Below are 23,935 nucleotides of genomic sequence, written 5' to 3' on the forward strand. Positions count from 1 at the left end.
CTCCTTTTGTACAAACCTCTTGTGCCTTTATGACAACTTATAAAAGATTATTAATGTATTATGTACCTGCATATACGCTCTTCGCATATGCTTTTATTTATTCCTGTAAATTATATTCAAAGTCATTATAACATGAACACAAATATTCTTACAAGTTTTAAGTCATTTGTGATAGGGTTCATTCTTAGCAATTCGATACGCTCTGTAAATTTGTTCTAACAAAATTACTCTCATCAACTGATGAGGAAAGGTCATTTTAGAAAAGCTTAGCTGACAGTCTGCTCTTTTTAAAATTTCCTCCTCCAATCCTAATGAACCGCCAATGACAAACATAATTTGACTTACCCCGCATACTCCAAGCTTTTCAATTTTTTGAGAAAGCTCTATCGAATCTAACATATCACCATTAATTGCCAGTGCAATAACATATGACTGCTCTGTAATATATTTCAAAAGTCTCTGAGATTCTCTTTTTTTTATGCTCTCCTCTTCAGCCATACTTGCATGATCCGGCGTTTTTTCATCTGCTACTTCAATGATTTCCAGCTTGCAATATCTACTTAACCGTTTGGAATATTCTTCAATCGCCCCTTTAAAATATTTTTCTTTCATTTTTCCAACCGTCAATAGGGTTATCTTCATGTTATAATCCTTTCTATTTTAGTTTACCATAACTTAGTTATGTCAACTTCATATACTTATAAATTAATTTCACAATTTTTAGTATACTATATTGTGAATAAAAGTATAATTATTTTTACAATATTTATGAAAAACTTGAAAAAGAATCACAAACTATGCTACTATCTCTATTAGGATATTTAATAAAGGAAAAATGTGTAAAAAATGATTCTTTTTATATGAGCGTACGATATTAATCGCATGAATGGAGGAAAATATGGCTTGGTGTCCCAAATGTAGGAATGAATATAGAAAGGGTATTAAAGTTTGTATGGATTGCAATGTACCACTTGTGGAGTCTCTGGAAGAGTACGATAAAATGCTTTTTGAAAATCAGCTTGGAATAAGACAAGAGGTAATCATCGATGAGCTTGATCATTATGAAACGACGGAAAATGAACTTGATGAAGATGGAATTTTAAAGCAGACTCCTGCTTACGTAAGAAAAGAGGATAAATACAAGGATACTCTATCTTCTGCATATACTCTTCTGTTTGTCGGCTTTGGTGGTTTAATCGTATTGTTATTAATTATAACAAACATCATAGATTTGCATTTAGCATCGCCAGGAAAATATGTAACTTATAGTGGTATGGCTATTTTGCTGCTTATTTTTATAATAATTGGACTTGCTTCATTAAAAGCATCCAAAAAATTAGCAAAAGAGGCTGAAAGTGAAAATCAGTTAACCAATGATATTTTGGATTGGTTTAATAAAAATATTACAAAAGATTTGACAGACAATGGAGTAAATCTTGACATGGTGGAAGAAATTCAATACTTTAAACGAATTGATAATATAAAAGAGATTGTTCAAAAAGCCTACGGCGAGTTAAATGAAGATTATTTAGACAAACTTGCCGAGGATATCTATCAAATAAAATATAAATAAATAAAAACAAAGTGTGAAAAAAGCTCACACTTTGTTTTTATTAGTTCACATGCTATTTCTATCTCATTCGATTGTCTTCAAAATGGACAAAGGTCAATAAACAGGTTTTTATTTCTTCATATTTATCCTGCAACTTTTCACTCTCTACTGTAATATCCAAGGACATTGCAATATCACTTAACATTCTGTCATCTGCTTTATTCTTAAGCGTTACAAATTTATCTAATTTTTCTTCATAAGTTTTACAATCCAAGAATTCTAATAACAAAGGAGAAACTTCTCCTTCTTTCAGTACATCATTATTTTCATTTGGGGATTGAACCAATATCGGCTTTTCTGATACATAATCAGTGCTTTGCATGAAAACCCTTGTATTCTCTTCTTTTATAATAGAACCCACATTTACATCATATTTTTCAAAGCGATATTTTTGTTTTACCTCAGGATATTTAGCATGATCCACTTCACTGATAAACATATGATATGGTCTTACATAAAACTGAAAGTCTCCATATAGAGCCTGATACACTACCATTTTTTCTCTGGTTTCCGAATGCGTTGCAATAGCAATAATCTGATATACTTTATTTTTAAAATGTTTATAAAATTCTCCCTGCTTTACTTCTCTCTCAAAATTATTCATATTTTACCCTCATTTACACTCGTATTATTTTATTTACTTTTCTTTTGCCTGATTGATAGTTTCAACTTTATTTTAACACATATGTTATTTTCTAACTGTCAGACAATAACATATGCAAACTAATTATAGTAATTATATCACCTTTAGGTTGGATTTTCTATTTAAATCCTTGGAAAATGTGATTGTAATTTATTCTATTTACTGTATAATAATACTGGAGTTTTGTAAACTTTTAAATTATAAAACTTTTATTAAAATTATAAATAAAGATATTTGCAACCAATCTTGCAACTACTATGTATGAAATTACAAAATTATATTGAATAGAGATTAATAGAAAGGATACTATTATGATTTTATCATGTCAAAACATATCAAAAGCATTTGGAACAGATGAAATACTAAACAATATTTCATTTCATATAAATGATAGGGAAAAAGCAGCTATTATAGGAATGAATGGAGCCGGAAAATCGACTCTGTTAAAAATTATTATGAAAGAATTGACCGCAGACAGCGGAGAAGTCATATTGGCAAAGGGAAAAACAATTGGCTATCTGGCACAGCATCAGAATTTATCAACTTCAAGAACAATTTATCAGGAAATTCTCGAAACAAAAGCAGATATCATACAATTAGAAATACGAATCCGTGAGTATGAAGCTCAAATGCATTTAAAAGATGGCAGCGAACTAACTCTAATGCTAGAGTCCTATAATAAGGCAGTTCACGAATTTGAATTAAAAAACGGCTATGCTTATAAAAGCGAAGTAGTTGGTATCCTAAAAGGACTTGGGTTTACTGAACAGGATTTTGAAAAGCCTATTCATTCTCTTTCGGGGGGACAAAAAACGCGTGTGGCTTTAGGTAAGCTATTAGTATCGAAACCTGATATTATTCTTTTGGATGAACCTACCAACCACTTGGATATGGAATCAATTGCCTGGCTTGAGACTTTTTTACTCAATTATAACGGTGCTGTTGTCATTGTTGCTCATGACAGATATTTCTTAGACAAGGTAGTATCGAAAATTATAGAATTAGATAATGGCAAAGGTTTTGTATTCTCGGGGAACTATTCAGCTTATGCCCAAAAAAAGACCATGGTTCGTGAAGCTGAAATAAAAGCGTATTTAAACCAACAGCGAGATATCAAACATCAGGAAGAGGTAATTGCCAAATTAAAATCCTTTAACCGTGAAAAATCAATTAAGCGGGCGGAAAGCCGTGAAAAAATGCTTGATAAAATAGAGGTATTGGACAAACCAACAGAAATCAATGACAAAATGAACATTCAATTGGAGCCACAAGTCATTAGCGGCAACGATGTTTTAGATGTAAAGGAACTTACGAAAGCTTTCTCTTCACTCGATCTTTTCTCAAATATAAATTTTGATATAAAACGTGGTGAGAGGGTTGCTTTAATCGGCAATAATGGGACGGGTAAAACAACAATACTTAAAATAATAAATGGAATTATTTCATCTGATTCAGGTGAGGTCAAGCTTGGATCTAAGGTACAAATAGGCTATTATGATCAGGAGCACAATGTTTTACATAAGGAAAAAACATTATTTGACGAAATATCAGATGAATATCCGAATTTAACAAATACGCAAATCAGAAATGTCCTAGCTGCTTTTCTATTTACTAATGATGATGTTTTTAAACATATTAATGAATTGAGTGGCGGAGAACGCGGTCGTGTTTCTTTGGCGAAATTAATGCTTTCTGAAGCCAATTTTTTAATTCTTGATGAGCCAACCAACCATTTAGACATTACTTCCAAGGAAATACTAGAATCTGCGCTAAACAGTTACACCGGAACAGTTTTATTTGTTTCACATGACCGTTATTTTATTAATAAAACTGCTACCAGAATCCTAGATTTAACACATCATACGATTATTAATTATATAGGTGATTATGATTATTATATTGAAAAAAGAGAGGAGCTAACGCAACTATACGCCAATTCTTCGGATGACATCTTGGACACCTCTGTTGAGGATAATAGTTCCAAACTTGACTGGAAACAGCAAAAGGAGGAACAGGCCAAAATTAGAAAACGAGAAAATGATTTAGCTAAAACTGAACTTAGAATTCACGAACTAGAGCAACGAAACACTGAAATTGAAGCACTAATTATTCAGCCTGATATTTGCACTAATGTTTCGAAGTTGGTAGAGCTAAATAATGAAAAAACTACCATTGATGAAGAACTGCTTAATTTATACGAAAAGTGGGAAGAGTTGGCAGAGGCTTAATAATGAAAAAAGGAAGTACTTCAATGGTTGTACTTCCTTTTCGTTATTTAAATTAATTGATATCTTAGTTTTATTTATTTCCTAGGTATTCCATAATACCCTTTGCGCCTATTTTACCAGCTTCCATAGCAAGGATAACGGTTGCTGCACCTGTAACAGCATCTCCTCCGGCGTAAACACCCTCTTTTGTCGTTTTACCATGCTCTTCGTCCGCAATAATACACTGCCATTTATTAACTTCTAATCCATCTGTTGTGGAGGAAATTAATGGATTTGGTGATGTTCCAAGCGACATGATTACTGTATCAAGTTCCATTTCAAACTCAGAACCTTTCATTTCAACCGGTCTTCTTCTTCCGGAAGCATCTGGCTCACCAAGTTCCATCTTAACACATTTCATCCCACTTACCCATCCGTTTTCATTAACAAGAATTTCAATTGGATTGGTGAGCAGATCAAAAATAATACCTTCTTGTTTTGCATGATGCACTTCTTCCACTCTGGCAGGGAGCTCTTCTTCGCTTCGTCTGTATACAATATGTACTTCAGCACCTAACCGAAGAGCGGTTCTTGCAGCATCCATTGCAACATTTCCACCACCTACAACTGCTACTTTTTTACCCGCAAGTATTGGAGTTTCATAGCCTTCCTGAAATGCTTTCATCAGGTTATTTCTAGTTAAATATTCGTTTGCTGAAAATACTCCGTTTGCATTTTCTCCTGGTATACCCATAAATTTAGGTAATCCTGCACCAGAACCAATAAATACAGCATCAAATCCCTCTTCATCCATTAAGTCATCTATTGTAGTTGACTTTCCAATTACAACATTTGTTTCAATTTTAACACCTAATTTTTTGACATTATCAATTTCATGCTTAACAACGCTATCCTTTGGTAAACGAAACTCTGGAATACCATATACTAATACTCCGCCCGGCTCATGCAAAGCTTCAAATATGGTGACATCATAACCTTCTTTTGCCAAGTCACCTGCACAAGTAAGACCAGCTGGTCCAGAACCGATTACTGCTATCTTTTTACCATTGGATGGCTTTGGTGCCTCTGGTTCAATATTATTTTCTCTAGACCAATCTGCTACGAATCTTTCAAGCTTACCAATAGAAATAGGTTCTCCTTTAATTCCTCTGATGCACTTACCTTCACATTGTGTTTCTTGCGGACATACACGGCCACATACAGCTGGTAATGCTGAAGATTTTCCAATTGTCTTGGCTGCTTCTTCTATATTACCATCCGAAACCTCTTTTATAAATTTAGGAATATCAATTGAAACCGGACATCCAACAATACATTTTGCATTTTTACAATTTAAGCAGCGAGTGGCTTCTTCCATCGCTTCTTGTTTATTATATCCTAAACAAACTTCCTTGAAATTTGTTGCTCTAATTTTAGCATCTTGCTCTCTTACAGGGACTTTTTTCATTACATCCATTACTCGTCACCTCCACATTGACCACATCCACCATGATGTGTGTCTCCTTCTTGTAGCTTTAAGATAGCTCGTCCCTCATCTGATTTGTACATTTGCTGTCTTTTCATTGCTTCATCAAAATTAATTAAATGTCCATCAAATTCTGGACCGTCTACGCAAGCAAATTTAATTTTTCCACCAACGGTAACTCTACAGGCACCGCACATACCCGTACCATCCACCATAATTGGATTTAAACTAACAATGGTAGGAATATTTAATTCCTTTGTTAATAAACTAACAAACTTCATCATAATCATAGGACCAATAGCCACTATCACATCATATTTTTTTCCTTGATTATTTACTAAGTCTTTTATTACATCTGTAACTAAACCTTTTCTTTCATAGGAACCATCATCCGTAGTAACATAAAGGTTTCCAGCTACTGCTCTCATTTCATCTTCAAGTATCAGCATATCCTTTGTTTTACTTCCTATAATTACATCTGCGTCAATTCCATGGTTATGTAACCATTTTACCTGTGGATATACAGGTGCTGTACCAACGCCGCCTGCAACAAATAACATTTTTTTGTTTTTTAATTCTTCCAAGCTTTCAGAAATAAATTCTGAAGCACAGCCTAGCGGACCTGAAAAATCTCTAAAACTATCGCCTGCTTTTAACTCGGCCATTCTTTGTGTAGATGCTCCTACTGTCTGGAAAACAATAGAAATTGTCCCCGCATCTTTATCATAATCACAAATTGTAAGTGGGATACGTTCTCCCTTCTCATCAAGCTTTACAATAACAAACTGTCCAGGCTTACACGAATGTGCAACTCTCTTCGCTTCAACTTCCATAAGATAAATATTCTTAGCAAGTTCTTCAGCTTTCACTATTTTGTACATAGAAATCCTCCTTTAAAATACTACTTATATGATAAGTCATAATGTCTAAAAATTCAATAACGACTTTTATAAATCAATAAAAAATTATCGAATAAGAACAGAAATTGAATTATTTATATACAGTAATTAGAATTATTTATATACAGAAATTAAGCTATAACTTTATGGCTAGTTATGATATAATTTTTTTAACAATATAATATCTTATTAGACATATATTGTAATAATAACATGTGAGGTGATTGCTATGAAGCTGTTAGAGGATAAAATTCTTAACGAAAGTGTGGTTTTAAACGATGAAATATTGAAAGTTGATGGATTTATTAATCATCAAGTCGATCCAAAGCTGATGAAAGAAATCGGAGAAGAATTTGCCGAATATTTTAAGGATAGAGGCATTACAAAAGTTGCTACTATTGAAAGTTCAGGAATATCACCTGCACTTATGACTGCATTGGCACTTGGCGTACCATTAATTATTATGAAAAAATCTCCGTCCAACGTAATGAAAACCGATTTATTTCATACAGAGGTAGTTTCTTTTACCAAAGGCTCCAGTTACGAGCTAACGGTATCAAAATCACATATATCAGAGAACGACCATGTACTTATAATTGATGATTTTCTTGCAAACGGTGAAGCATCTACAGGTGCAATCCGACTTGTCAGGAAAGGAAATGCCACCATTGCAGGCGTTGGAATTTTAATTGAGAAATCTTTTCAAGCAGGTCGAAATAAATTAAACGAAGCTATGATTGAGGTTTATTCTTTGGCAAGAATTGAATCTCTTAAAGGTGGAATCATCCAATTTAAAAAACAAGAGAACTAATCAAAGATTACTTTTGTAACCAACATTTATCAACCAGTAAATAAAATTTATAACGGTAGCCCTAAATTTTAAAGGGGTGTCGAAAAAGTTAACATCCTTAGCGGAAGATTTTTGTATCTTCCGCTTTAAAATGGAGTTAAATCATAACCCCCTGCCGCATTTCGGATTGTATAAAAGGTCTCAGCGGTTAATACGTCAAAAGTAAACTTTTCTGTTCCATATATCTTATTGCCGTTATCATCGGTACCGTAAACTTTATCAAAAACATAAAGATTATACCCTCCAATTTCAATTGCAGAACTACACTCTAAATCAAAAGCTCCCTTATCATCAACAAGCTCACCACCGAGTCTTTGTATTATAATTTCATAAGCCTGATCAACTGTAAAATGAGTTTCAAATTCCAAATCATAATTGCTTTGAATCGTATTGCTTGTAATGCCATTTTCATCAATAGCCACAACCGATAATGTATGTTGTCCGATTGGCATATCCAATGGTTTTGAATAAAGATTTGATTTTTCTGTCGGCTCAGTTCCATCCCAAGTATAATACACCTTACATTTATCAGGTACTATTATATTAATTGAAATAGGGGTTGAATATACTCCTGAAGCTGGTTTGATAACTGGGTTATCAGGTACAGTAGAGTTGACCGTATATTCTTGAATTGTTTCCAAACTTAAATCTCCTGATTCATTAATAGCAACTGCTCTGATTTGAGTTGTACCACCACGCAGTCTGATCTGCCCTGAATATTTTATAGCAGAGTTATTTGGCTTTGACCCATCAACAGTATAATAGATATCACTATTTTCTTTTGAAGTTAATTCAACCGAAATGTATTTATCATAAATTCCACCATCTATACTAAAAACCGGTCTGTTTTCATAAAAATCGCCTAATGCCTCAGCGAGATGAGTTCCTTTTAGCTGTAAACTGTATTCAGTTAATTCATCCGTATAGTTATATTCCGAATAGACTTCAAGCAGTTGTTTTGCGGCTTCCTCATTCGTCTGATCCATTTTCAATGTTTCTTTTAACAATGAGATTGCTTCTTCTGTTTTTCCAAGCTCCAGGTATACAGACGCCATTAATAAACGCGCATTAATATTACTGTCATCTTTTTTTAATGCATCAGATAAATAATCATAAGCAGCTGCATAATTATCACTATCTACATTCTTTATAGCCTGATTATATTGATATTCAAATGAGTGTTTATGTAAATTCCATAATACAGCTACTACTATAACAAGTATAACAAAAGCAGCAATCATGAGTGACAGACTATGATTGCTCTTACGATTACATTTTTCATTAGGTGTCTTTGGTTTCTTATCTTTCGGTTTCGGTTTTGCTTTTTTGGTATTTTTATTTATTATTACTTTCTCAGATATTGCTTCCTTTGCATTCTCAAATGTTATTTCGTTTTGCTGGGCTTCTGCAAGATTTTGTATGACTAATTCCTCAACCGGACTATAGTCTGGAACGATTCGAACTTCCTCGCCGCAATTTAGACAAAATAAATCTGTATCCTTTAGTTCAGCACCACATTTAGTGCAAACCATAATCATTTCCTCATTTCTAAAAATTTAATGCTGATACTACACAATTATTCATTAACATAGCTATTGTCATAGGACCAACCCCTCCAGGTACAGGTGTGATTGCACTCACTTTATTATAAACTGCTTCATAATCTACATCACCACATAATTTATTATTATCATCACGGTGAATACCAACATCAATTACAACTGCACCTTCTTTCACATACTCATTAGTTATGAATTTAGGTTTACCAACTGCAACGACTAAAATATCGGCTCGTTTTGTCACTTCCTTTAAATCTTTCGTTTTGGAATGAGCGATTGTTACAGTACCATTTTCTTTTAAAAGCAATAAAGACATTGGCTTACCTACAATATTACTCCTGCCAACAACTACACACTCTTTTCCGGCAATTTCAATCTGAGAACGCTTTAATAATTGAATCACTCCAGCAGGCGTGCAAGAAACAAATCCTTGTCCCCCTATACACATGGCTCCTACATTTTGTGGATGAAAGCCATCTACATCTTTCATCGGAGTAATGGCATTGATTATTTTATCTTCGTTAATATGTGACGGTAATGGTAATTGAACTAAAATTCCATTTACTATTGGATTGTCATTCAAATCATAAATTAATTCCAACAATTCAGTTTCTTTAACCTTTTCTTCTAATTCATAGGAAAGTGAATTGATTCCAATATATGCACATGCTTTTTTCTTATTATTTACATAGACAGAAGATGCAGGATCATTTCCAACCTGGATCACAGCTAATGTAATTTCTTTATTCTCGGTTTTTAATTTATCTACGGTTTGCTTTAGCTCATCTTTAATTTGCTTCGATATAATCTTGCCATCAATTATTTGTGTCATATTTGTGTTCCTCTCTGCCTATATCATTAGAATAGTCCGGTAATTACTCCATTGTCATCTACATCAATATTATTCGCTGCCGGTTTTTTAGGAAGTCCTGGCATTGTCATAATAGCTCCTGTTAGCACTACTACAAAGCCTGCTCCGGCAGATACATAGATATCTCTTACATTAATATCAAAGTCAGTCGGTCTTCCGAGCAAAGTGGCATCATCAGACAATGAATATTGATTTTTAGCCATGCATACAGGTAACTGTCCAAATCCCATCTCTTCAATACGCTTTATTGCTTTCTCAGCAGCCGGCGCATAAATAACATGAGAAGCACCATAAATTTCAGATGCAACCTTATATATTTTATCCTTTAAGGATAAATCATCCTCATACAATGGGCTAAAGTTACTCTTTTTATTCTCTAAGGTTTCAATTACCTTATTAGCTAAATCAATTCCGCCAGCTCCACCTAATTCCCACACTTTGGACAATGCAAATTCACAACCCTTATGTTCGCAGAAGTCTTTGATAAATTTATACTCTTCCTGCGTATCCGTAATAAAAGAATTTAGTGTTACAATAATCGGAACTTGATATTTTTGAAGGTTTTCAATATGCTTCTCCAGATTCACGATTCCCTTTTTTAATGCCTCCAGATTTTCTACCGCTAAATCTTGCTTTGCAACTCCTCCATTATATTTAAGTGCACGTACCGTTGCTACTAAAACAACTGCATCAGGCTTTAAATCTGCCTTACGACACTTAATATCAAAGAATTTCTCGGCGCCCAAATCAGCACCAAAGCCCGCTTCTGTCACTACAATATCCGCAAGCTTAAGTGCAGTCTTGGTTGCAATTACACTATTACACCCATGAGCAATATTGGCAAATGGACCGCCATGAACAATAGCAGGAGTATGTTCTAAGGTCTGTATCAAATTAGGCTTCATTGCATCTTTTAGGAGTGCGGCCATCGCACCGGTAGCCTGTAAATCATTCGCAGTTACAGGTTCACCATTATAATTATATGCTACAATAATACTTCCTAGTCTCTTTTTTAAATCTTTCCTATTCTTTGCAAGGCAAAGAATAGCCATAATTTCAGAAGCCACGGTAATAACAAAGTGATCTTCTCTTACTACTCCATCCATTTTATCACCAAGACCAACCACAACATTTCGCAAAACCCTGTCATTCATATCAACACAACGTTTCCAAATAATTTGTCTGGTATCAATATTAAGCTCATTTCCTTGCTGTATATGATTATCAAGCAGTGCTGCCAGTAGATTATTCGCAGAAGTTATTGCATGGAAATCACCAGTAAAATGCAGATTTAAATCTTCCATCGGAACCACCTGTGCATAACCACCTCCGGCAGCTCCACCCTTAATACCAAAACACGGTCCTAAAGATGGCTCTCTTAGTGCTATTACTGCTTTTTTATTTAACTGGCCTAATGCTTGTCCAAGGCCTACTGTTGTTGTCGTCTTACCCTCACCGGCAGGTGTTGGATTGATTGCAGTTACTAACACCAGCTTACCATCTTTATTACCTTTTACTCTATCCCATAAATCATCCGATAATTTAGCTTTATACTTACCATATAATTCTAATTCATCCTCCATAATATCTAATTTTTGCGCAATATCCTTAATATGAATCATTTGTGCATCTTGTGCAATCTGAATATCCGTTTTCATTCTGCTTCCTCCTTAAGGTTTTGAAATATTTTTACCACAGCTTATAGGCTTTCGTCAATAAATTGTTCAAATTCTTCTATAGTCATTAAAACTTTCCGAGGCTTTGTACCTTCTTCTTCGCCAACTACACCAGCTTCACAAAGCTGATCCATGATTCTGGCGGCTCGGTTAAAGCCTACCTTAAATACCCTTTGCAGCATACCAATGGATGCTTTTTCCTTTTCTATTATAAACTTGCCAGCATCTACAAAATACGTATCTCGCTCTGAACCTGTATTACCTGCATCTGCTCCTGGCTGTACTGCCGTCGTAATGGTTGCTTCTATATCCATGTTATACTCAGCAACACCATGTTGAGTGGTTAAAAAGTCTACAACGTCGCTTACTTCTTTATCAGATACAAATGCACCTTGTACACGCACAGGCTTTTGATAACCCTGAGGGTAAAATAACATATCTCCTTTACCAAGAAGCTTTTCCGCACCATTCATATCAATAATTGTTCTGGAGTCTACTCCAGATGAAACAGCAAAAGCTATTCTAGAAGGCATATTTGCCTTAATCAAACCTGTTATAACATTAACGCTAGGCCGCTGTGTTGCTATAATCAAATGGATTCCTGCGGCTCTTGCAAGCTGAGCCAGACGACAGATTGAATCCTCCACCTCACCCGGTGCTACCATCATTAAATCAGCAAGCTCATCTACAATAATTACAATCTGAGGAAGTTTTTCAGGTTTATTCTCATCTTCAATATTTTCAATTAAAGTAATTTTTTCATTATATCCTTTTAAATCTCTTACATTTAAATCGGCAAACTTCTTATATCTTGTGCTCATTTCGGCTACTGCCCAATTAAGTGCTCCTGCCGCTTTTTTGGGATCAGTTACTACCGGAATAAACAAATGTGGAATACCATTATAAACACTAAGCTCTACCACCTTAGGATCAATCATAATAAGCTTCACATCATCAGGCTTTGCCTTATATAAAATGCTCATGATTAAAGTATTAATGCATACCGATTTTCCCGAACCTGTCGATCCAGCTATTAATAAATGAGGCATTTTAGCAATATCTGTAACTACAGTATGTCCACTGATATCTTTACCGGCAGCAAATGCAATATTGGATGAGTGTTTTTTAAACTCTTTCGTTTCTAACAGCTCTCGAAGCATTACCGTACTGTTTTCTTTATTCGGAACTTCTATTCCAACAGCAGCTTTACCTGGAATGGGAGCTTCAATTCGAATATCTGCCGCCGCCAGGTTAAGCTTTATATCATCAGATAAACTGACTATTTTGCTTACTTTAACACCCATTTCAGGCTGTAATTCATAACGAGTAACCGTTGGTCCGCAGCTAATATTAGTTACATTAACCCGAACTCCGAAATTTTGTAACGTTTGCTGCAATTTATTCGCCGTTTCACGTAGATGTCCATCCGTATCACCGGTTCCTTTCAAAGAACCTCGTTTTAGTAACTCAATTGGAGGAAATATATACTCTCTTTCTTTTATCTGTACGCTTGCAGCAACTTCCTTATTATTAATCAGAGTTTCCTGTAAAAAGGCTTCTCCATCACTCGTGTGCTCCTGCTTCATATCCGGTGCTGCTTTTATCACTTCCAATGCTTCTTTCTCTAAGGAGGTATTTGTTTCTTCTGGATTGTTTATTGGCTTTTCCTTTATCAAAGTATCCGCTTTCAGAATGCTTGGTTCTTCTTCCTGCTCAGAAGTTTCAGGTAACTCATAAAAGGGAATACTTGTATCACATATTGTTGTAACTGTCTCTTTCTGTTCCAAAGCATTTGCGTTTAACTCAGCTCGTTCAATATGAAGACTTGCTAAATTAGGATCAGGAATAAAATCCATTGTTATTTCGTGAATATCCTGCTTGGCAGTCTTATTTTTGGTATCAATTGAGGTGTTTACACATACACCTTCCACACGCTTATTAATACGTCTATTCTCTGCCTCAATGTGCCTTTGCTGCGCACGTTCCTTTAATCTTTCATTTCCAGCAACAGCAGTAGTATAAACCTTATTGCTGCTTTTCTTCACACTTTTAAAAAATGATCTTTCCGTAATGATAACCAAAGAAATTATAATTAATGTAATATCTAAAATATAAGCACCTGCAATACCAAAAGCTGAGGAAAACAGGTTGCATAAAATTCCTCCAACTGCACCTCCTGCACTCTTGTTTATAGAAGAATAATTATAATATTCTTGTAAGGTATTAGACCATTTATAAGCTTGGCTTATTAACTGTGTTAATACACAAATAAATAGAAATAACATGATTCCAGCAATTATTTTTACTACAACCTTAGTATTATGCCTATTTGATAAAAATAGACCGCAGCCAAAAAATAATGCAAAGGGTAACACATATGCCATTAATCCAAATACACCAAATACCATACTACTAATATAGCTGCCAACACTTCCCCCTAATTCAAAATTACTAATCAATAGTATTATTGAAAATGCCAATACTAATAATAAAACCACCTCTGCCTTGATAAAACTATTATCATCTTGTGTCTTATTTGTTTTTTTATTAGTACCTTTTCTGTTTTTATTATATGTATTTTTTTTCTTTCGCGATGTAGTTACTTTTTTGTTAGTACTTGAACTCATTATACTGCCTCCCAAGTTTTAATCTTCTTCCAGCTTAGCGCATCAAAACAGAATACGCACAGCATACTTCTATCCGCAAACCGCCAATGTATCAGTTGCGTGTAGCGTGAAAAATTATATACTGTCGTAGTCCCTTTTTTAATTTTAAAATTCAAAATTTCTCAAATATAAAGGAAATACCCGATGCATGCTGTAATACCAACCAGTAAACAATAAATGGCAAAGATTTTAAATTTCTTATTTCGAACTACAACCAACATTATTTTAATACTAATATATCCTACAACAGCAGCAACAATTGCGCCTATTGAGTAATTAATAATTTCTCCTGCGGTAAATGTCATTTTGCCTACATCTTTCAGTTCCAAAACAGCCGCTCCCAGTATTGCGGGAATAGACATTATAAAGGAGTATTTTACTGCGAATTTTCGATCAAACCCACTCACCAGACATGCTGTTATTGTTGTTCCCGAGCGTGAAATTCCCGGCAGTGTCGCAATCCCCTGGCAAATACCTATAATAAACGCATTATTATAGGATACATATTTTGGTGTTTTTGTTCCCTCATTATATTTGTCTGCAATAAACAATAATATACTTGTTATAATCAAGCAAACACCAGGTACGATTAAAATTTCTGATACTGCTTCCACCAAGTCTTTAGCTGCGTAACCTATAATAGCCGTCGGTACAGTTGATACGATTACAAGCATAACAAACTTCCTGTAAGAGTTACGAATCACAAGTCTGTAAGGCATTTCCTCTTTACGTATTTTATTGTAAAAAAATATTCTTAAATTAATAATACAGTCTCCAAGTATACAAAATCCCTCTATTATTAATTTCTTAATGTCTTTAAAGTAAACTATAAAAACAGCTACCAATGTGCCCAAATGCAGTAATATATCAAACAGAATACCTGTCTCTAAGTTCACTTTAAACAATTCTTTAAAAATAGCTAAATGTCCTGAACTGCTAATAGGTAAAAACTCTGTGATTCCTTGTATAATCCCCATTAAAATTGCTTGAAAAAGTGACATTGTTTCTCCTCCTGTGTGTTTTAAACGCACAAACATATGTTTGCTTTATCTTTCTCAATCTTTATTATATCATTTAACTATAAAAATGTCATTACTTATGTTAATACAATACACAACTTAAAAGGTTTCCTATCGCTTACAGCTTTAGGAAACCCTCTGTTTTTATTTCATAGAAAAGACCTTGTTGTTAAGTAAAAAGTTTGATTCCTATGAAATAAAAACACAATGCGTACGAATGCAAGGAGAAAATGTCACTGCGTAACAGCATTTTGCGCGGCAAAGCGGTCAAGTCCCTCATGTGTGAGGGATTTGACCGCTGATGCTGACTTGTCCGTTCTGTTCCTATTTATTCTGAATCTTATAAGAATCAATCATTTCATAAAGCTTCTTTAATGCATCCTTAATACCACCGACTTCATCAATCAGTCCCTCATAAACAGCTTCCTTACCTACAAGAATAGTTCCAACATCCTTAGTCAGTATTCCTGTTTCCATCATTAGTTTTTCTAATCTTTTTTCACTTGTCTTACAATGATTTACTATAAAATTAAGAATTCTGTCTTGGATTATTTTAAAATAATCGAAAGTTTGGGGAACTCCGATAACCAGTCCATTTACCCGCACAGGATGGATTATCATAGTTCCGGTTGGAACTATAAAAGAATAATCAGTAGCCACAGCAAGCGGAACGCCAATTGAATGACTACCTCCAAGCACAAGGGAAACTGTGGGCTTACTAAGCGATGATATCATTTCTGCAATTGCAAGACCACTTTCCACATCTCCTCCAACAGTATTTATAATAATGAGTACTCCATCTACCTCATCACTGTCTTCAATAGAAGCCATGGTAGGCAATACATGCTCATACTTCGTCGTTTTTGTATTGGGTGGAAGACATTCATGTCCTTCCACTTCACCAATTATACTTAATAAATGAATTCTATAATTATTTTTATTTTTGTCTAAAGTTAATTGGCCTGTTGCCTTTATTTTTTCGTCTTTCTTTTCCTGAACTTCTTCTTCTACTTTTTCATTTTCTTTATTTCCCATAAAATAATCCTCCATAATTTAAAGAACTCGTTAAAATGCATTTTGTTCTTATTATCCTTTATTATGGAGGATTATTTTATTTTTATTCGATTCAATATTATTTTAATTTTGATATTGCCTGCTCTAAATCTTCAATAATATCCTCTACATTTTCAATACCTACAGACAATCGAATTAAATCAGGTGCCACACCAGCAGCTATCAACTGTTCATCACTCATCTGGCGATGCGTATGACTTGCCGGATGTAATACCGAAGTTCGCGCATCAGCCACATGTGTAACAATAGACACAAGCTTAAACTGATCCATCATTTTGGTTGAAGCTTGTCTTCCTCCCTTGAGTCCAAAGGAAATTACTCCACAAACTCCATCCGGCATATACTTCCTGGCCAGTGAATAATATTTATTACTTGGAAGTCCGGCATAATTAACCCATGCAACCTCCTCTTTCTTTTCTAAATATTCAGCTACCTTTTGCGCATTTTCACAATGCCTTGGCACTCTTAAATGCAACGTTTCTAATCCAATGTTTAGCAAAAATGCATTTTGTGGTGATTGAATTGCTCCCAAATCACGCATAAGCTGTGAGGTTGCTTTAGTTATGTAAGCCCCCTTACCAAATTTCTCAGCATATACAATACCATGATAAGATTCATCCGGCGTAGTAAGACCCGGAAATTTATCTGCATGTGCAAGCCAGTCAAAATTACCGCTGTCAACAATACACCCTCCGACACTGACTGCATGCCCATCCATATATTTTGTCGTAGAATGAGTAACAATATCTGCACCCCATTCAAATGGTCTGCAGTTGATTGGCGTTGCAAAGGTATTATCAATAATTAACGGTACTCCATGACTATGTGCAAGGTTTGCAAATTTTTCTATATCAAGAATAACTAAAGTCGGATTCGATACTGACTCAGCAAATACTGCCTTGGGATGCCAACCCGACTGAATACATATGGTTTCTCGTTTGTAATTATCATTCATAATAAATTCCTCCTTGTATACACGTAATTGTGCCAAATTCATATTATTACTATTAAACTAATCTAGCTTTCCAATAATCGCAGTCGCAGGTTTCATATTTCTTATATATTGATCAATAATCAGTGCCGTATCATCCACAGTAACCATATCCAGCGCCTTAATGGTTTCATCCATTGAAATAATTTTATCAAACTGTAATAGTGATTTGGCGTTATTTTCCATTCTGCACTGCGTACTCTCTGCATTAATAATAAGTTCTGTTTTGATTTCTTCTCTCGCATTATTTAATTCCGAATTAGAAATCTTCATCTTTACAAATTCATCTATTGTAGCATATATTTCATCTAAAACAGCATTGATTAAACCAGGATTCATTGCCGCATAAATTTGAAACAGGCCACATTGGTCATAGGAACTTTGATAGGAGTAAATCGAATATACCATTCCCTCTTCTTCTCTTATTCTTTGAAACAATCTGGAATTAACACTGCCGCCCAACACAGAATTTACAATAGAAAATGCATAACGCTTGGGAGAAAGAGCCGAAATAGCCTCATATGCAATATTCAGATGTGCCTGCTCTATATCTTTATTTTTTTGATAATCGCACCTCGTGAAAATAGGCGCTAACGGTGCATTTGAACTTCCTTTCAAAGGAATTTGTCCAAAGAATCTCTCCAGCTTATCGATTAATCTGTCCTGTTCAAAGCTTCCCGCAACTGATATTACTATATTTTCTCCGGTATAGTAATAATTCTTAAAATTTATAATCTGAGCTTTTGTAAAACTTTTTACTGTATCTTTATCACCTGATATAATATATCCATGAGAATTGTCTTTCCAGACATATTGCTGTAATACCTCATGAACCATTTCTTCCGGTGAATCCTCGTACATGTCTATTTCATCTAATATTACACTTTTTTCCTTTTCTATGTCCTTGTTGCTAATAGTAGAATTGATTAGCATATCACTTAGCAATTCAATACTGGCGTCTAAATGCTTATCCAGTGTACATATATAATAAGAAGTATATTCCTTACTGGTAAAAGCATTTAAATTACCTCCCAGACTGGTGGTTATATCTGCAATTTCTTTTGCACTTTTTGTTTTTGTTCCTTTAAAAAGCATGTGTTCTATGACATGGGATATTCCGTTTAATTCTAATGACTCGTTAACCGATCCCGCTTTCACCCATATCCCCAGTGATACAGAGCGAAGATATGGCATTGGTTCACATACAACCTTGATATGGTTCGATAACTTAAAGCAATTTATCATAAATAATTCCTTCCAAATTTTGTTACCAACAAAAACGTTCTTATCCATTTAGAAAAAGCGACCGAAAGCGCTTTGCCAACGGTCCCTTTAATGACAATATTCTTGTTGCAAATCTTTTACCATTTTATAATAAACTTTTTTGCATTCTGTATTTCTATCTTCTTCTATTAACCGAACGCAGGGATTTAAATAATTTTCCCATACAGCATGGTAGATTTCACTTGAATTAGATAGCTTGTTAATTCTCTTAACTATTGTCGGTGCAATATTGTAATATTCGCTTATAATCTCCTCACCGTCATCTTGGCTCATTAAGAAATTATCACGGTAATTTCTTAAAAGAGTCAATTCATAACAATCATCACCTTTACCTAATGTTTCGCATACTGCTGTTGTTATATAGCACAGTTTTTTACGAAAACCCTTATTAATGTTTTCATAATCGGATTTTCCAACATTCGTTTTTGGAAATTTATTTTTCCATTCCTCTAATATTTTATCTGCCAGAATTTCTAATGTTCTGTTTTTATATTTTAATATAACCGGAATTACATAAACTGCAAGACTCAAATTATAGTCCATGAGTTTTTGCTCTTTTGCACCCTTCTTTGGGATAGCATCAATACTTAATGTTGCCTTATTTACCAGATTAAGAGCTATTTGCTGCATTGTTTCTTCTTTATCTTGTGCAAAAAGACAGACTTGTTCAATTGCTTCAAGCAGGTCTGAATTTGCCTGATATATCTGGTTAAAAAACTGCTCATACCGATCCTTTTTAAAGGCTACCAATGGATTATCAATTTCTGTTAAAAGCTTAGGAAGTCTTTCCATTCCTATTTGTAAATACTTATCATAATCTGCCGGTTTTTTCAACTCTTGCATTACTGAAGCTTGATTATCGTCTTGTTTTAATAGTTCGGCAACCTTAAGCTTCTCCCCACAATACATGCAAATTATTTTATCCCTGTCTTCTGGCACTTGAAGTATACCAAGACATTTTGGACATTTACCTTCTTTAAAGTTCATGATTTCCTCCATTCGTGCAACTTTTTACGCACATGTGGCAGATGGAAACTTCTTCTTCCACATCTTTCATTAAATAATATTTATTCATCCCAATTATGGTATACTGCCTGCACATCATCATCCATATCCAGTAAATCCAGAGTCTTTTGTAAATTAGCAATTGCCGTCTCATCTGTTAATTCTACCCATGTCTGAGGAATCATAGTAATCTCAGCCTCAACCATAGGAATACCTGATTCTTCCAAGCTTTGTCTAACTTTTGAAAAATCCTCAGGTACTGTTGTTATCTCAAAGCTGTCTTCCTCTTCATTAAAATCTTCTGCACCGGCATCTAAAGCGAGCATCATAAGCTCATCGGAATCCATTTTACATTCCTCTTTATCAATAATTATTTGTCCTTTCTGATCAAACATAAAAGAGACACAGCCTTGCGTTCCAATACTTCCTTTTCCTTTTGTAAATGCGCTTCTGACATTGGCAGCCGTTCTGTTTTTGTTATCAGTTAATGCATCGACAATAATGGCGGTACCACTTGGACCATAACCTTCATAAGTGACTACTTCATAACTTACTGAATTGATATCGCCTGCAGCTTTTTTTATTCCACGGTCAATTGTATCATTCGGCATGTTGTTAGCCTTTGCTTTAGCAACTATATCTCTTAGTCTGCTATTATTATTAACATCCGGTCCTCCCTCCTTAACTGCTACTGCTATTTCCCTTCCAATAATGGTAAAAACTTTACCTTTTGCTGAATCATTTTTTTCTTTTTTATGTTTAATATTTGCAAACTTTGAATGTCCTGACATGAACTAAACTCCTTTTCCTTATGTACTGCAAACTAACAGCTTTCTGTTAAGCTATTAGACGATCTGCGTAAGCATACATCATGATTCTAAACTAATTACAGTGCTGATGCGCACTATATTTCATAATTTTAACACCGTTTTAACACTATTTCAAGAAGAATATTATAAGATATCTGCCTACTTTGGTTATGATAATCAAACCATTGGTATCAACCACGGCAACCTGATTATCTGATGACGACCAAGTTATTCTTGTGTCAATAGCAATTGCTGGTGATATAACCGCCTGCATTGTTGCTGTAGTACCTACTTTTAGAGAAAGATAATACAGTAATTTATATCATCGCTTCGACATTGTTTTTTGTAACTTTAACTAATTTTATCATATTATTTTCAACTTTGATTACTTCAAAGGTATAATTTTTATAATTCACCAGTAAGCTTTCGCCCTCTGTAGGTATTTTATCCAATTGTGTAATCAAAAATCCATTTAAGATTTCACAGTCATCTGTTTCGAACTCTATTTCAAGAATTTCTTCTAAATCTTCAAGATTGGTCATGCCATCCACCAAATATGAACCATCCAACTGCTTTACTACCATGGCATCCTCTTTATCGTACTCATCTAATATATTGCCTACAATTTCTTCTAAAATATCTTCCATAGCAATAATCCCTGAAGTTTGTCCATATTCATCTGCTATGATAACCATATGTATTTTTTGTAACTGCATGGATTGAAACAGTACATTAATATTTCTAGTCTCAGGAATAAATACTGCATCTCTTAACATCCCTTTAATTAATTTAATTGGTCTGTCCCTTAATTCCTTATGCTCGTAATACGCTATGCATATATCCTTTAAATGAATCAGACCTATAATATTATCCAAATCGTCTTCAAATACCGGAAACCTTGAATAATTCTGCTTTAACATATATTTTAAAGCTTCGGACACGGTATCATTACCATTGACAGAAACTACATTTTTTCTATGAGTCATGATATCTTTGGCTTCCTTATCACCCAGCTCAAAAATATTATTAATCATTTCGGCCTCACTGGCCAAAAGATCTCCCTGCTCATGTACTTCATGAACCATGGAAATAATCTCTTCTTCTGTCACATCATCCTCATTGGCATTTGGTGTTATACTAAAAATCCGACAGACTAAATTTGTTCCGTATGAAATTATTACAGTAAATGGTAACAATAAAATAATGATTGCATTTATAAAATATACAAGACTATAAGCCCATTTTTCACAATACTTTTTCCCAATCTTTTTGGGAATCTGTATGCCTAATGTAAGTACAAGATAGAAAATGATTATAAATGCTAATATTGGTCTTTGAAATAGTTTAGTCATAAAAACACCAAAAATTATGCTAATCAGATTTATTACAATTTGAATTGTATTAATAAAATTCGCGGGGTTATCAATCATTTGATTTAATAGAATAGATCGTCTATCCTTTTCATCTTTTGCTCTTTTTTCTACGGTATTTTCGTTTATTGCTTGTATTGCCGATCCAAAACCATATAATAATGCATCCACACATATCAAGAAAGCTAAAACTATAATCCCAATAATCTGACTGTTCTTTGTCATTCTTTAATTTAAATCCCTTTCTATGTATTCAACTCAAGACTAATTAGTAATGCTTTATCTACTTTTTCCAGTATTTCATTGTCTAAGTGGCACACTTTATCCTTAAGTCTCTTTTTGTCAATTGTTCTTAATTGTTCTAATAATATAACAGAATCCTTAACAATAGCATATTTTTTTGAGTCTATTTCAACATGTGTTGGTAATTTTGCTTTATTCATTTTCGATGTTATTGCTGCACATATCACAGTGGGACTATGCTTGTTACCCACATCATTTTGAATTATCAGTACAGGTCTTATTCCTCCTTGTTCTGATCCTATTACAGGCCTTAAGTCTGCATAAAATATATCGCCTCTTTTAATAATCACTTTTTTCACACTCCGATGATTGTAGTATATGTATCTACTTTTATTATTAACCAATTCATCAGACGTATTCTAAAATGTAATTATTTTTCTTCGACTTTATTCGTTAAAATAATCCTTTGTTTCAACGATTTTATTATTTTTCAAAAAAACTCTTGGAACTCTTTTTCCTATATCACAAACGAATTCATAATTAAATCTTCCTGAAATATCGCTTATTTCTTCCACACTTATCAATAATTCTCCATCTTTGCCTATCAAAGTCACTTCATCGTTTGGCAGCACATTTTCGATTTCTGTAACATCAACCATAAATTGATCCATACAAATTCTTCCTAGAATAGGAGCTTTTTGTCCCTTAATCAAAACCCAGCCTTGATTTGAAAGGCTTCTTGGATATCCATCTGCATATCCTACCGGTATGGTTGCTACCTTAGTCGTCTTATTTGTTGTCCAGGTCCATCCATAACTAATTCCAAAATCTTTAGGAATCTCTTTTATATGAACAATATGACTTTTTAATTCCATTGCCGGACGAAGCATTACCTTATCCGTGGATACCTCATTAGACGGATACAATCCATAAATAATAATACCAGCCCTTACAGCATCCATGTTTGCAGTCCTCATATCCATAATACCTGCACTGTTTGAACAATGCTTAATCGGTATTGGCACTCCCATTTCTTCTATTTCGCTTACAAATTGTTTATATAAATCAAGTTGCCTATTTGCAGAAGTTTTATCCGCTTCATCAGCCTTCGCAAAGTGTGTGAATGCTGCCTCAATTTCAATATTTGATAATTTACTTATATCTTTAATCTTCATAAGACTGTCAGAATTACATTGAAAACCAATTCTTCTCATACCTGTATCAATTTTAATATGAACTTTAACCTTTTTATTTACCTCTTTTGCTATATCTGAAAGCTCTTTAGCCATCTCAAATGTAAATACAGTAAGATGTATCTCTTCTTGAATCAATTGTTTGTAATGCTCATGAAACACATAGCCTAAAATTAAAATTGGTTTTGCTATCTTATGATTACGTAATATGAAAGCTTCCTCTGCTGTAGCTACAGCAAAACCCCAAATATAATCATATTCTTCTATTAAATGTGCAATCTGTACCGCTCCATGACCATATCCATCTGCTTTAATCACTGCAATAATCTGCGTATCAGAATCTATATTTGCTTTCATTTGTTGTATATTAAATGCGATTGCATCCAGATTCACAGTTGCATATACTCTTTTATACTTCTCCATAATTACCTCCAATCGTGTCTTATGATACACCTATTCTGGTAGATATAAAGGCTCT

The 23,935-nt window shown here is 34.2% G+C and carries 20 protein-coding genes and 1 pseudogene; 3 read left to right on the forward strand and 18 right to left on the reverse strand.

Going from position 1 to position 23,935, the window contains the following annotated elements; all coding sequences use genetic code 11:
* Nucleotides 1-162 precede the first annotated feature (162 nt).
* Nucleotides 163-642: a 23S rRNA (pseudouridine(1915)-N(3))-methyltransferase RlmH gene (rlmH, locus tag C8E03_RS01900; protein ID WP_094378151.1), complete on the reverse strand. Its 480-nt coding sequence runs from the start codon at nt 640-642 to the stop codon at nt 163-165.
* A 256-nt stretch (nt 643-898) separates the two neighbouring features.
* Here rlmH and C8E03_RS01905 point away from each other — a divergent pair, with 256 nt between their 5' ends.
* Nucleotides 899-1,573, forward strand: a complete 675-nt coding sequence (locus tag C8E03_RS01905; protein ID WP_110290135.1) for a hypothetical protein — start codon at nt 899-901, stop codon at nt 1,571-1,573.
* Between the two features lie 58 nt (nt 1,574-1,631).
* Here C8E03_RS01905 and C8E03_RS01910 read toward each other — a convergent pair whose 3' ends face one another.
* The gene (locus C8E03_RS01910; protein WP_094378149.1) at nt 1,632-2,216 is read right to left on the reverse strand and encodes a DUF1653 domain-containing protein; all 585 of its coding nucleotides are present in this window, start codon (nt 2,214-2,216) and stop codon (nt 1,632-1,634) included.
* A gap of 350 nt (nt 2,217-2,566) precedes the next feature.
* Here C8E03_RS01910 and C8E03_RS01915 point away from each other — a divergent pair, with 350 nt between their 5' ends.
* Entirely contained in the window at nt 2,567-4,483 is a 1,917-nt protein-coding gene (locus C8E03_RS01915; RefSeq protein ID WP_110290136.1) for an ABC-F family ATP-binding cassette domain-containing protein, read from the forward strand.
* Between the two features lie 70 nt (nt 4,484-4,553).
* Here C8E03_RS01915 and gltA read toward each other — a convergent pair whose 3' ends face one another.
* Nucleotides 4,554-5,939, reverse strand: coding sequence for an NADPH-dependent glutamate synthase (gltA, locus tag C8E03_RS01920; protein WP_094378147.1), 1,386 nt, complete (start codon nt 5,937-5,939; stop codon nt 4,554-4,556).
* A complete protein-coding gene (locus C8E03_RS01925; RefSeq protein WP_094378146.1) occupies nt 5,939-6,829 on the reverse strand; it encodes a sulfide/dihydroorotate dehydrogenase-like FAD/NAD-binding protein in 891 nt (296 codons plus the stop codon). The genes gltA and C8E03_RS01925 overlap by 1 nt, the downstream gene beginning before the upstream one ends.
* A gap of 247 nt (nt 6,830-7,076) precedes the next feature.
* On the opposite strand from C8E03_RS01925, the gene C8E03_RS01930 reads away from it, so the two are divergent.
* Nucleotides 7,077-7,658 (forward strand): xanthine phosphoribosyltransferase, encoded by a 582-nt coding sequence (locus C8E03_RS01930; RefSeq protein WP_094378145.1) that lies wholly within the window; start codon nt 7,077-7,079, stop codon nt 7,656-7,658.
* Between the two features lie 125 nt (nt 7,659-7,783).
* Here the strand turns inward: C8E03_RS01930 and C8E03_RS01935 are convergent, their stop codons facing one another.
* From C8E03_RS01935 to alr, 14 genes and pseudogenes are all read right to left on the reverse strand, one after another.
* Nucleotides 7,784-9,229 carry a tetratricopeptide repeat protein gene (locus C8E03_RS01935; RefSeq protein WP_170122865.1) on the reverse strand — a complete coding sequence of 482 codons (1,446 nt, stop codon included), beginning with the start codon at nt 9,227-9,229 and terminating at the stop codon, nt 7,784-7,786.
* Between the two features lie 16 nt (nt 9,230-9,245).
* Nucleotides 9,246-10,088: a bifunctional methylenetetrahydrofolate dehydrogenase/methenyltetrahydrofolate cyclohydrolase FolD gene (gene folD, locus C8E03_RS01940; protein WP_094378143.1), complete on the reverse strand. Its 843-nt coding sequence runs from the start codon at nt 10,086-10,088 to the stop codon at nt 9,246-9,248.
* 26 nt (nt 10,089-10,114) lie between these two features.
* Entirely contained in the window at nt 10,115-11,785 is a 1,671-nt protein-coding gene (locus tag C8E03_RS01945; protein WP_110290138.1) for a formate--tetrahydrofolate ligase, read from the reverse strand.
* Nucleotides 11,786-11,826: 41 nt separating this feature from the next.
* A complete protein-coding gene (locus C8E03_RS01950; protein WP_110290139.1) occupies nt 11,827-14,430 on the reverse strand; it encodes an FtsK/SpoIIIE family DNA translocase in 2,604 nt (867 codons plus the stop codon).
* A gap of 161 nt (nt 14,431-14,591) precedes the next feature.
* On the reverse strand, nt 14,592-15,470 hold the full coding sequence (locus C8E03_RS01955; RefSeq protein ID WP_094378140.1) for an undecaprenyl-diphosphate phosphatase: 879 nt from the start codon (nt 15,468-15,470) through the stop codon (nt 14,592-14,594).
* A 342-nt stretch (nt 15,471-15,812) separates the two neighbouring features.
* Entirely contained in the window at nt 15,813-16,523 is a 711-nt protein-coding gene (locus C8E03_RS01960) for a ClpP family protease (RefSeq protein ID WP_094378139.1), read from the reverse strand.
* A 97-nt stretch (nt 16,524-16,620) separates the two neighbouring features.
* Nucleotides 16,621-17,463, reverse strand: a pseudogene (locus C8E03_RS01965) (O-acetylhomoserine aminocarboxypropyltransferase/cysteine synthase family protein); the annotation flags it as partial.
* Between the two features lie 111 nt (nt 17,464-17,574).
* On the reverse strand, nt 17,575-18,798 hold the full coding sequence (locus C8E03_RS01970; RefSeq protein ID WP_170122866.1) for a M16 family metallopeptidase: 1,224 nt from the start codon (nt 18,796-18,798) through the stop codon (nt 17,575-17,577).
* A gap of 87 nt (nt 18,799-18,885) precedes the next feature.
* Nucleotides 18,886-19,824: a CFI-box-CTERM domain-containing protein gene (locus C8E03_RS01975; protein ID WP_094378136.1), complete on the reverse strand. Its 939-nt coding sequence runs from the start codon at nt 19,822-19,824 to the stop codon at nt 18,886-18,888.
* Nucleotides 19,825-19,904: 80 nt separating this feature from the next.
* Nucleotides 19,905-20,633 (reverse strand): YebC/PmpR family DNA-binding transcriptional regulator, encoded by a 729-nt coding sequence (locus tag C8E03_RS01980; protein WP_094378135.1) that lies wholly within the window; start codon nt 20,631-20,633, stop codon nt 19,905-19,907.
* A gap of 145 nt (nt 20,634-20,778) precedes the next feature.
* Complete coding sequence (locus tag C8E03_RS01985) at nt 20,779-20,964, reverse strand: Ig-like domain-containing protein (protein WP_278321166.1); 186 nt, start codon at nt 20,962-20,964, stop codon at nt 20,779-20,781.
* 4 nt (nt 20,965-20,968) lie between these two features.
* Nucleotides 20,969-22,246 (reverse strand): hemolysin family protein, encoded by a 1,278-nt coding sequence (locus C8E03_RS01990; RefSeq protein ID WP_110290141.1) that lies wholly within the window; start codon nt 22,244-22,246, stop codon nt 20,969-20,971.
* A 20-nt stretch (nt 22,247-22,266) separates the two neighbouring features.
* Complete coding sequence (locus tag C8E03_RS01995; RefSeq protein ID WP_094378132.1) at nt 22,267-22,614, reverse strand: type II toxin-antitoxin system PemK/MazF family toxin; 348 nt, start codon at nt 22,612-22,614, stop codon at nt 22,267-22,269.
* A gap of 96 nt (nt 22,615-22,710) precedes the next feature.
* The gene (gene alr, locus C8E03_RS02000) at nt 22,711-23,880 is read right to left on the reverse strand and encodes an alanine racemase (protein WP_110290142.1); all 1,170 of its coding nucleotides are present in this window, start codon (nt 23,878-23,880) and stop codon (nt 22,711-22,713) included.
* Between the last annotated feature and the right edge of the window lie 55 nt (nt 23,881-23,935).

This window comes from Lachnotalea glycerini, assembly GCF_003201285.1.
In the GTDB taxonomy this organism is placed as follows: domain Bacteria; phylum Bacillota; class Clostridia; order Lachnospirales; family Lachnospiraceae; genus Lachnotalea; species Lachnotalea glycerini.

Excerpts from the sequence above, each read along its gene's own strand:
- C8E03_RS01960 (WP_094378139.1), bottom strand. The coding sequence starts at position 16,523 with ATGGGAAATAAAGAAAATGAAAAAGTAGAAGAAGAAGTTCAGGAAAAG.
- C8E03_RS01990 (WP_110290141.1), bottom strand. The coding sequence starts at position 22,246 with ATGACAAAGAACAGTCAGATTATTGGGATTATAGTTTTAGCTTTCTTG.
- C8E03_RS01980 (WP_094378135.1), bottom strand. The coding sequence starts at position 20,633 with ATGTCAGGACATTCAAAGTTTGCAAATATTAAACATAAAAAAGAAAAA.
- C8E03_RS01925 (WP_094378146.1), bottom strand. The coding sequence starts at position 6,829 with ATGTACAAAATAGTGAAAGCTGAAGAACTTGCTAAGAATATTTATCTT.
- C8E03_RS01905 (WP_110290135.1), top strand. The coding sequence starts at position 899 with ATGGCTTGGTGTCCCAAATGTAGGAATGAATATAGAAAGGGTATTAAA.
- C8E03_RS01930 (WP_094378145.1), top strand. The coding sequence starts at position 7,077 with ATGAAGCTGTTAGAGGATAAAATTCTTAACGAAAGTGTGGTTTTAAAC.
- gltA (WP_094378147.1), bottom strand. The coding sequence starts at position 5,939 with ATGGATGTAATGAAAAAAGTCCCTGTAAGAGAGCAAGATGCTAAAATT.
- C8E03_RS01950 (WP_110290139.1), bottom strand. The coding sequence starts at position 14,430 with ATGAGTTCAAGTACTAACAAAAAAGTAACTACATCGCGAAAGAAAAAA.
- folD (WP_094378143.1), bottom strand. The coding sequence starts at position 10,088 with ATGACACAAATAATTGATGGCAAGATTATATCGAAGCAAATTAAAGAT.
- alr (WP_110290142.1), bottom strand. The coding sequence starts at position 23,880 with ATGGAGAAGTATAAAAGAGTATATGCAACTGTGAATCTGGATGCAATC.
- C8E03_RS01945 (WP_110290138.1), bottom strand. The coding sequence starts at position 11,785 with ATGAAAACGGATATTCAGATTGCACAAGATGCACAAATGATTCATATT.
- C8E03_RS01915 (WP_110290136.1), top strand. The coding sequence starts at position 2,567 with ATGATTTTATCATGTCAAAACATATCAAAAGCATTTGGAACAGATGAA.
- C8E03_RS01910 (WP_094378149.1), bottom strand. The coding sequence starts at position 2,216 with ATGAATAATTTTGAGAGAGAAGTAAAGCAGGGAGAATTTTATAAACAT.
- C8E03_RS01935 (WP_170122865.1), bottom strand. The coding sequence starts at position 9,229 with ATGGTTTGCACTAAATGTGGTGCTGAACTAAAGGATACAGATTTATTT.
- C8E03_RS01970 (WP_170122866.1), bottom strand. The coding sequence starts at position 18,798 with ATGATAAATTGCTTTAAGTTATCGAACCATATCAAGGTTGTATGTGAA.
- C8E03_RS01955 (WP_094378140.1), bottom strand. The coding sequence starts at position 15,470 with ATGTCACTTTTTCAAGCAATTTTAATGGGGATTATACAAGGAATCACA.
- C8E03_RS01975 (WP_094378136.1), bottom strand. The coding sequence starts at position 19,824 with ATGAACTTTAAAGAAGGTAAATGTCCAAAATGTCTTGGTATACTTCAA.
- rlmH (WP_094378151.1), bottom strand. The coding sequence starts at position 642 with ATGAAGATAACCCTATTGACGGTTGGAAAAATGAAAGAAAAATATTTT.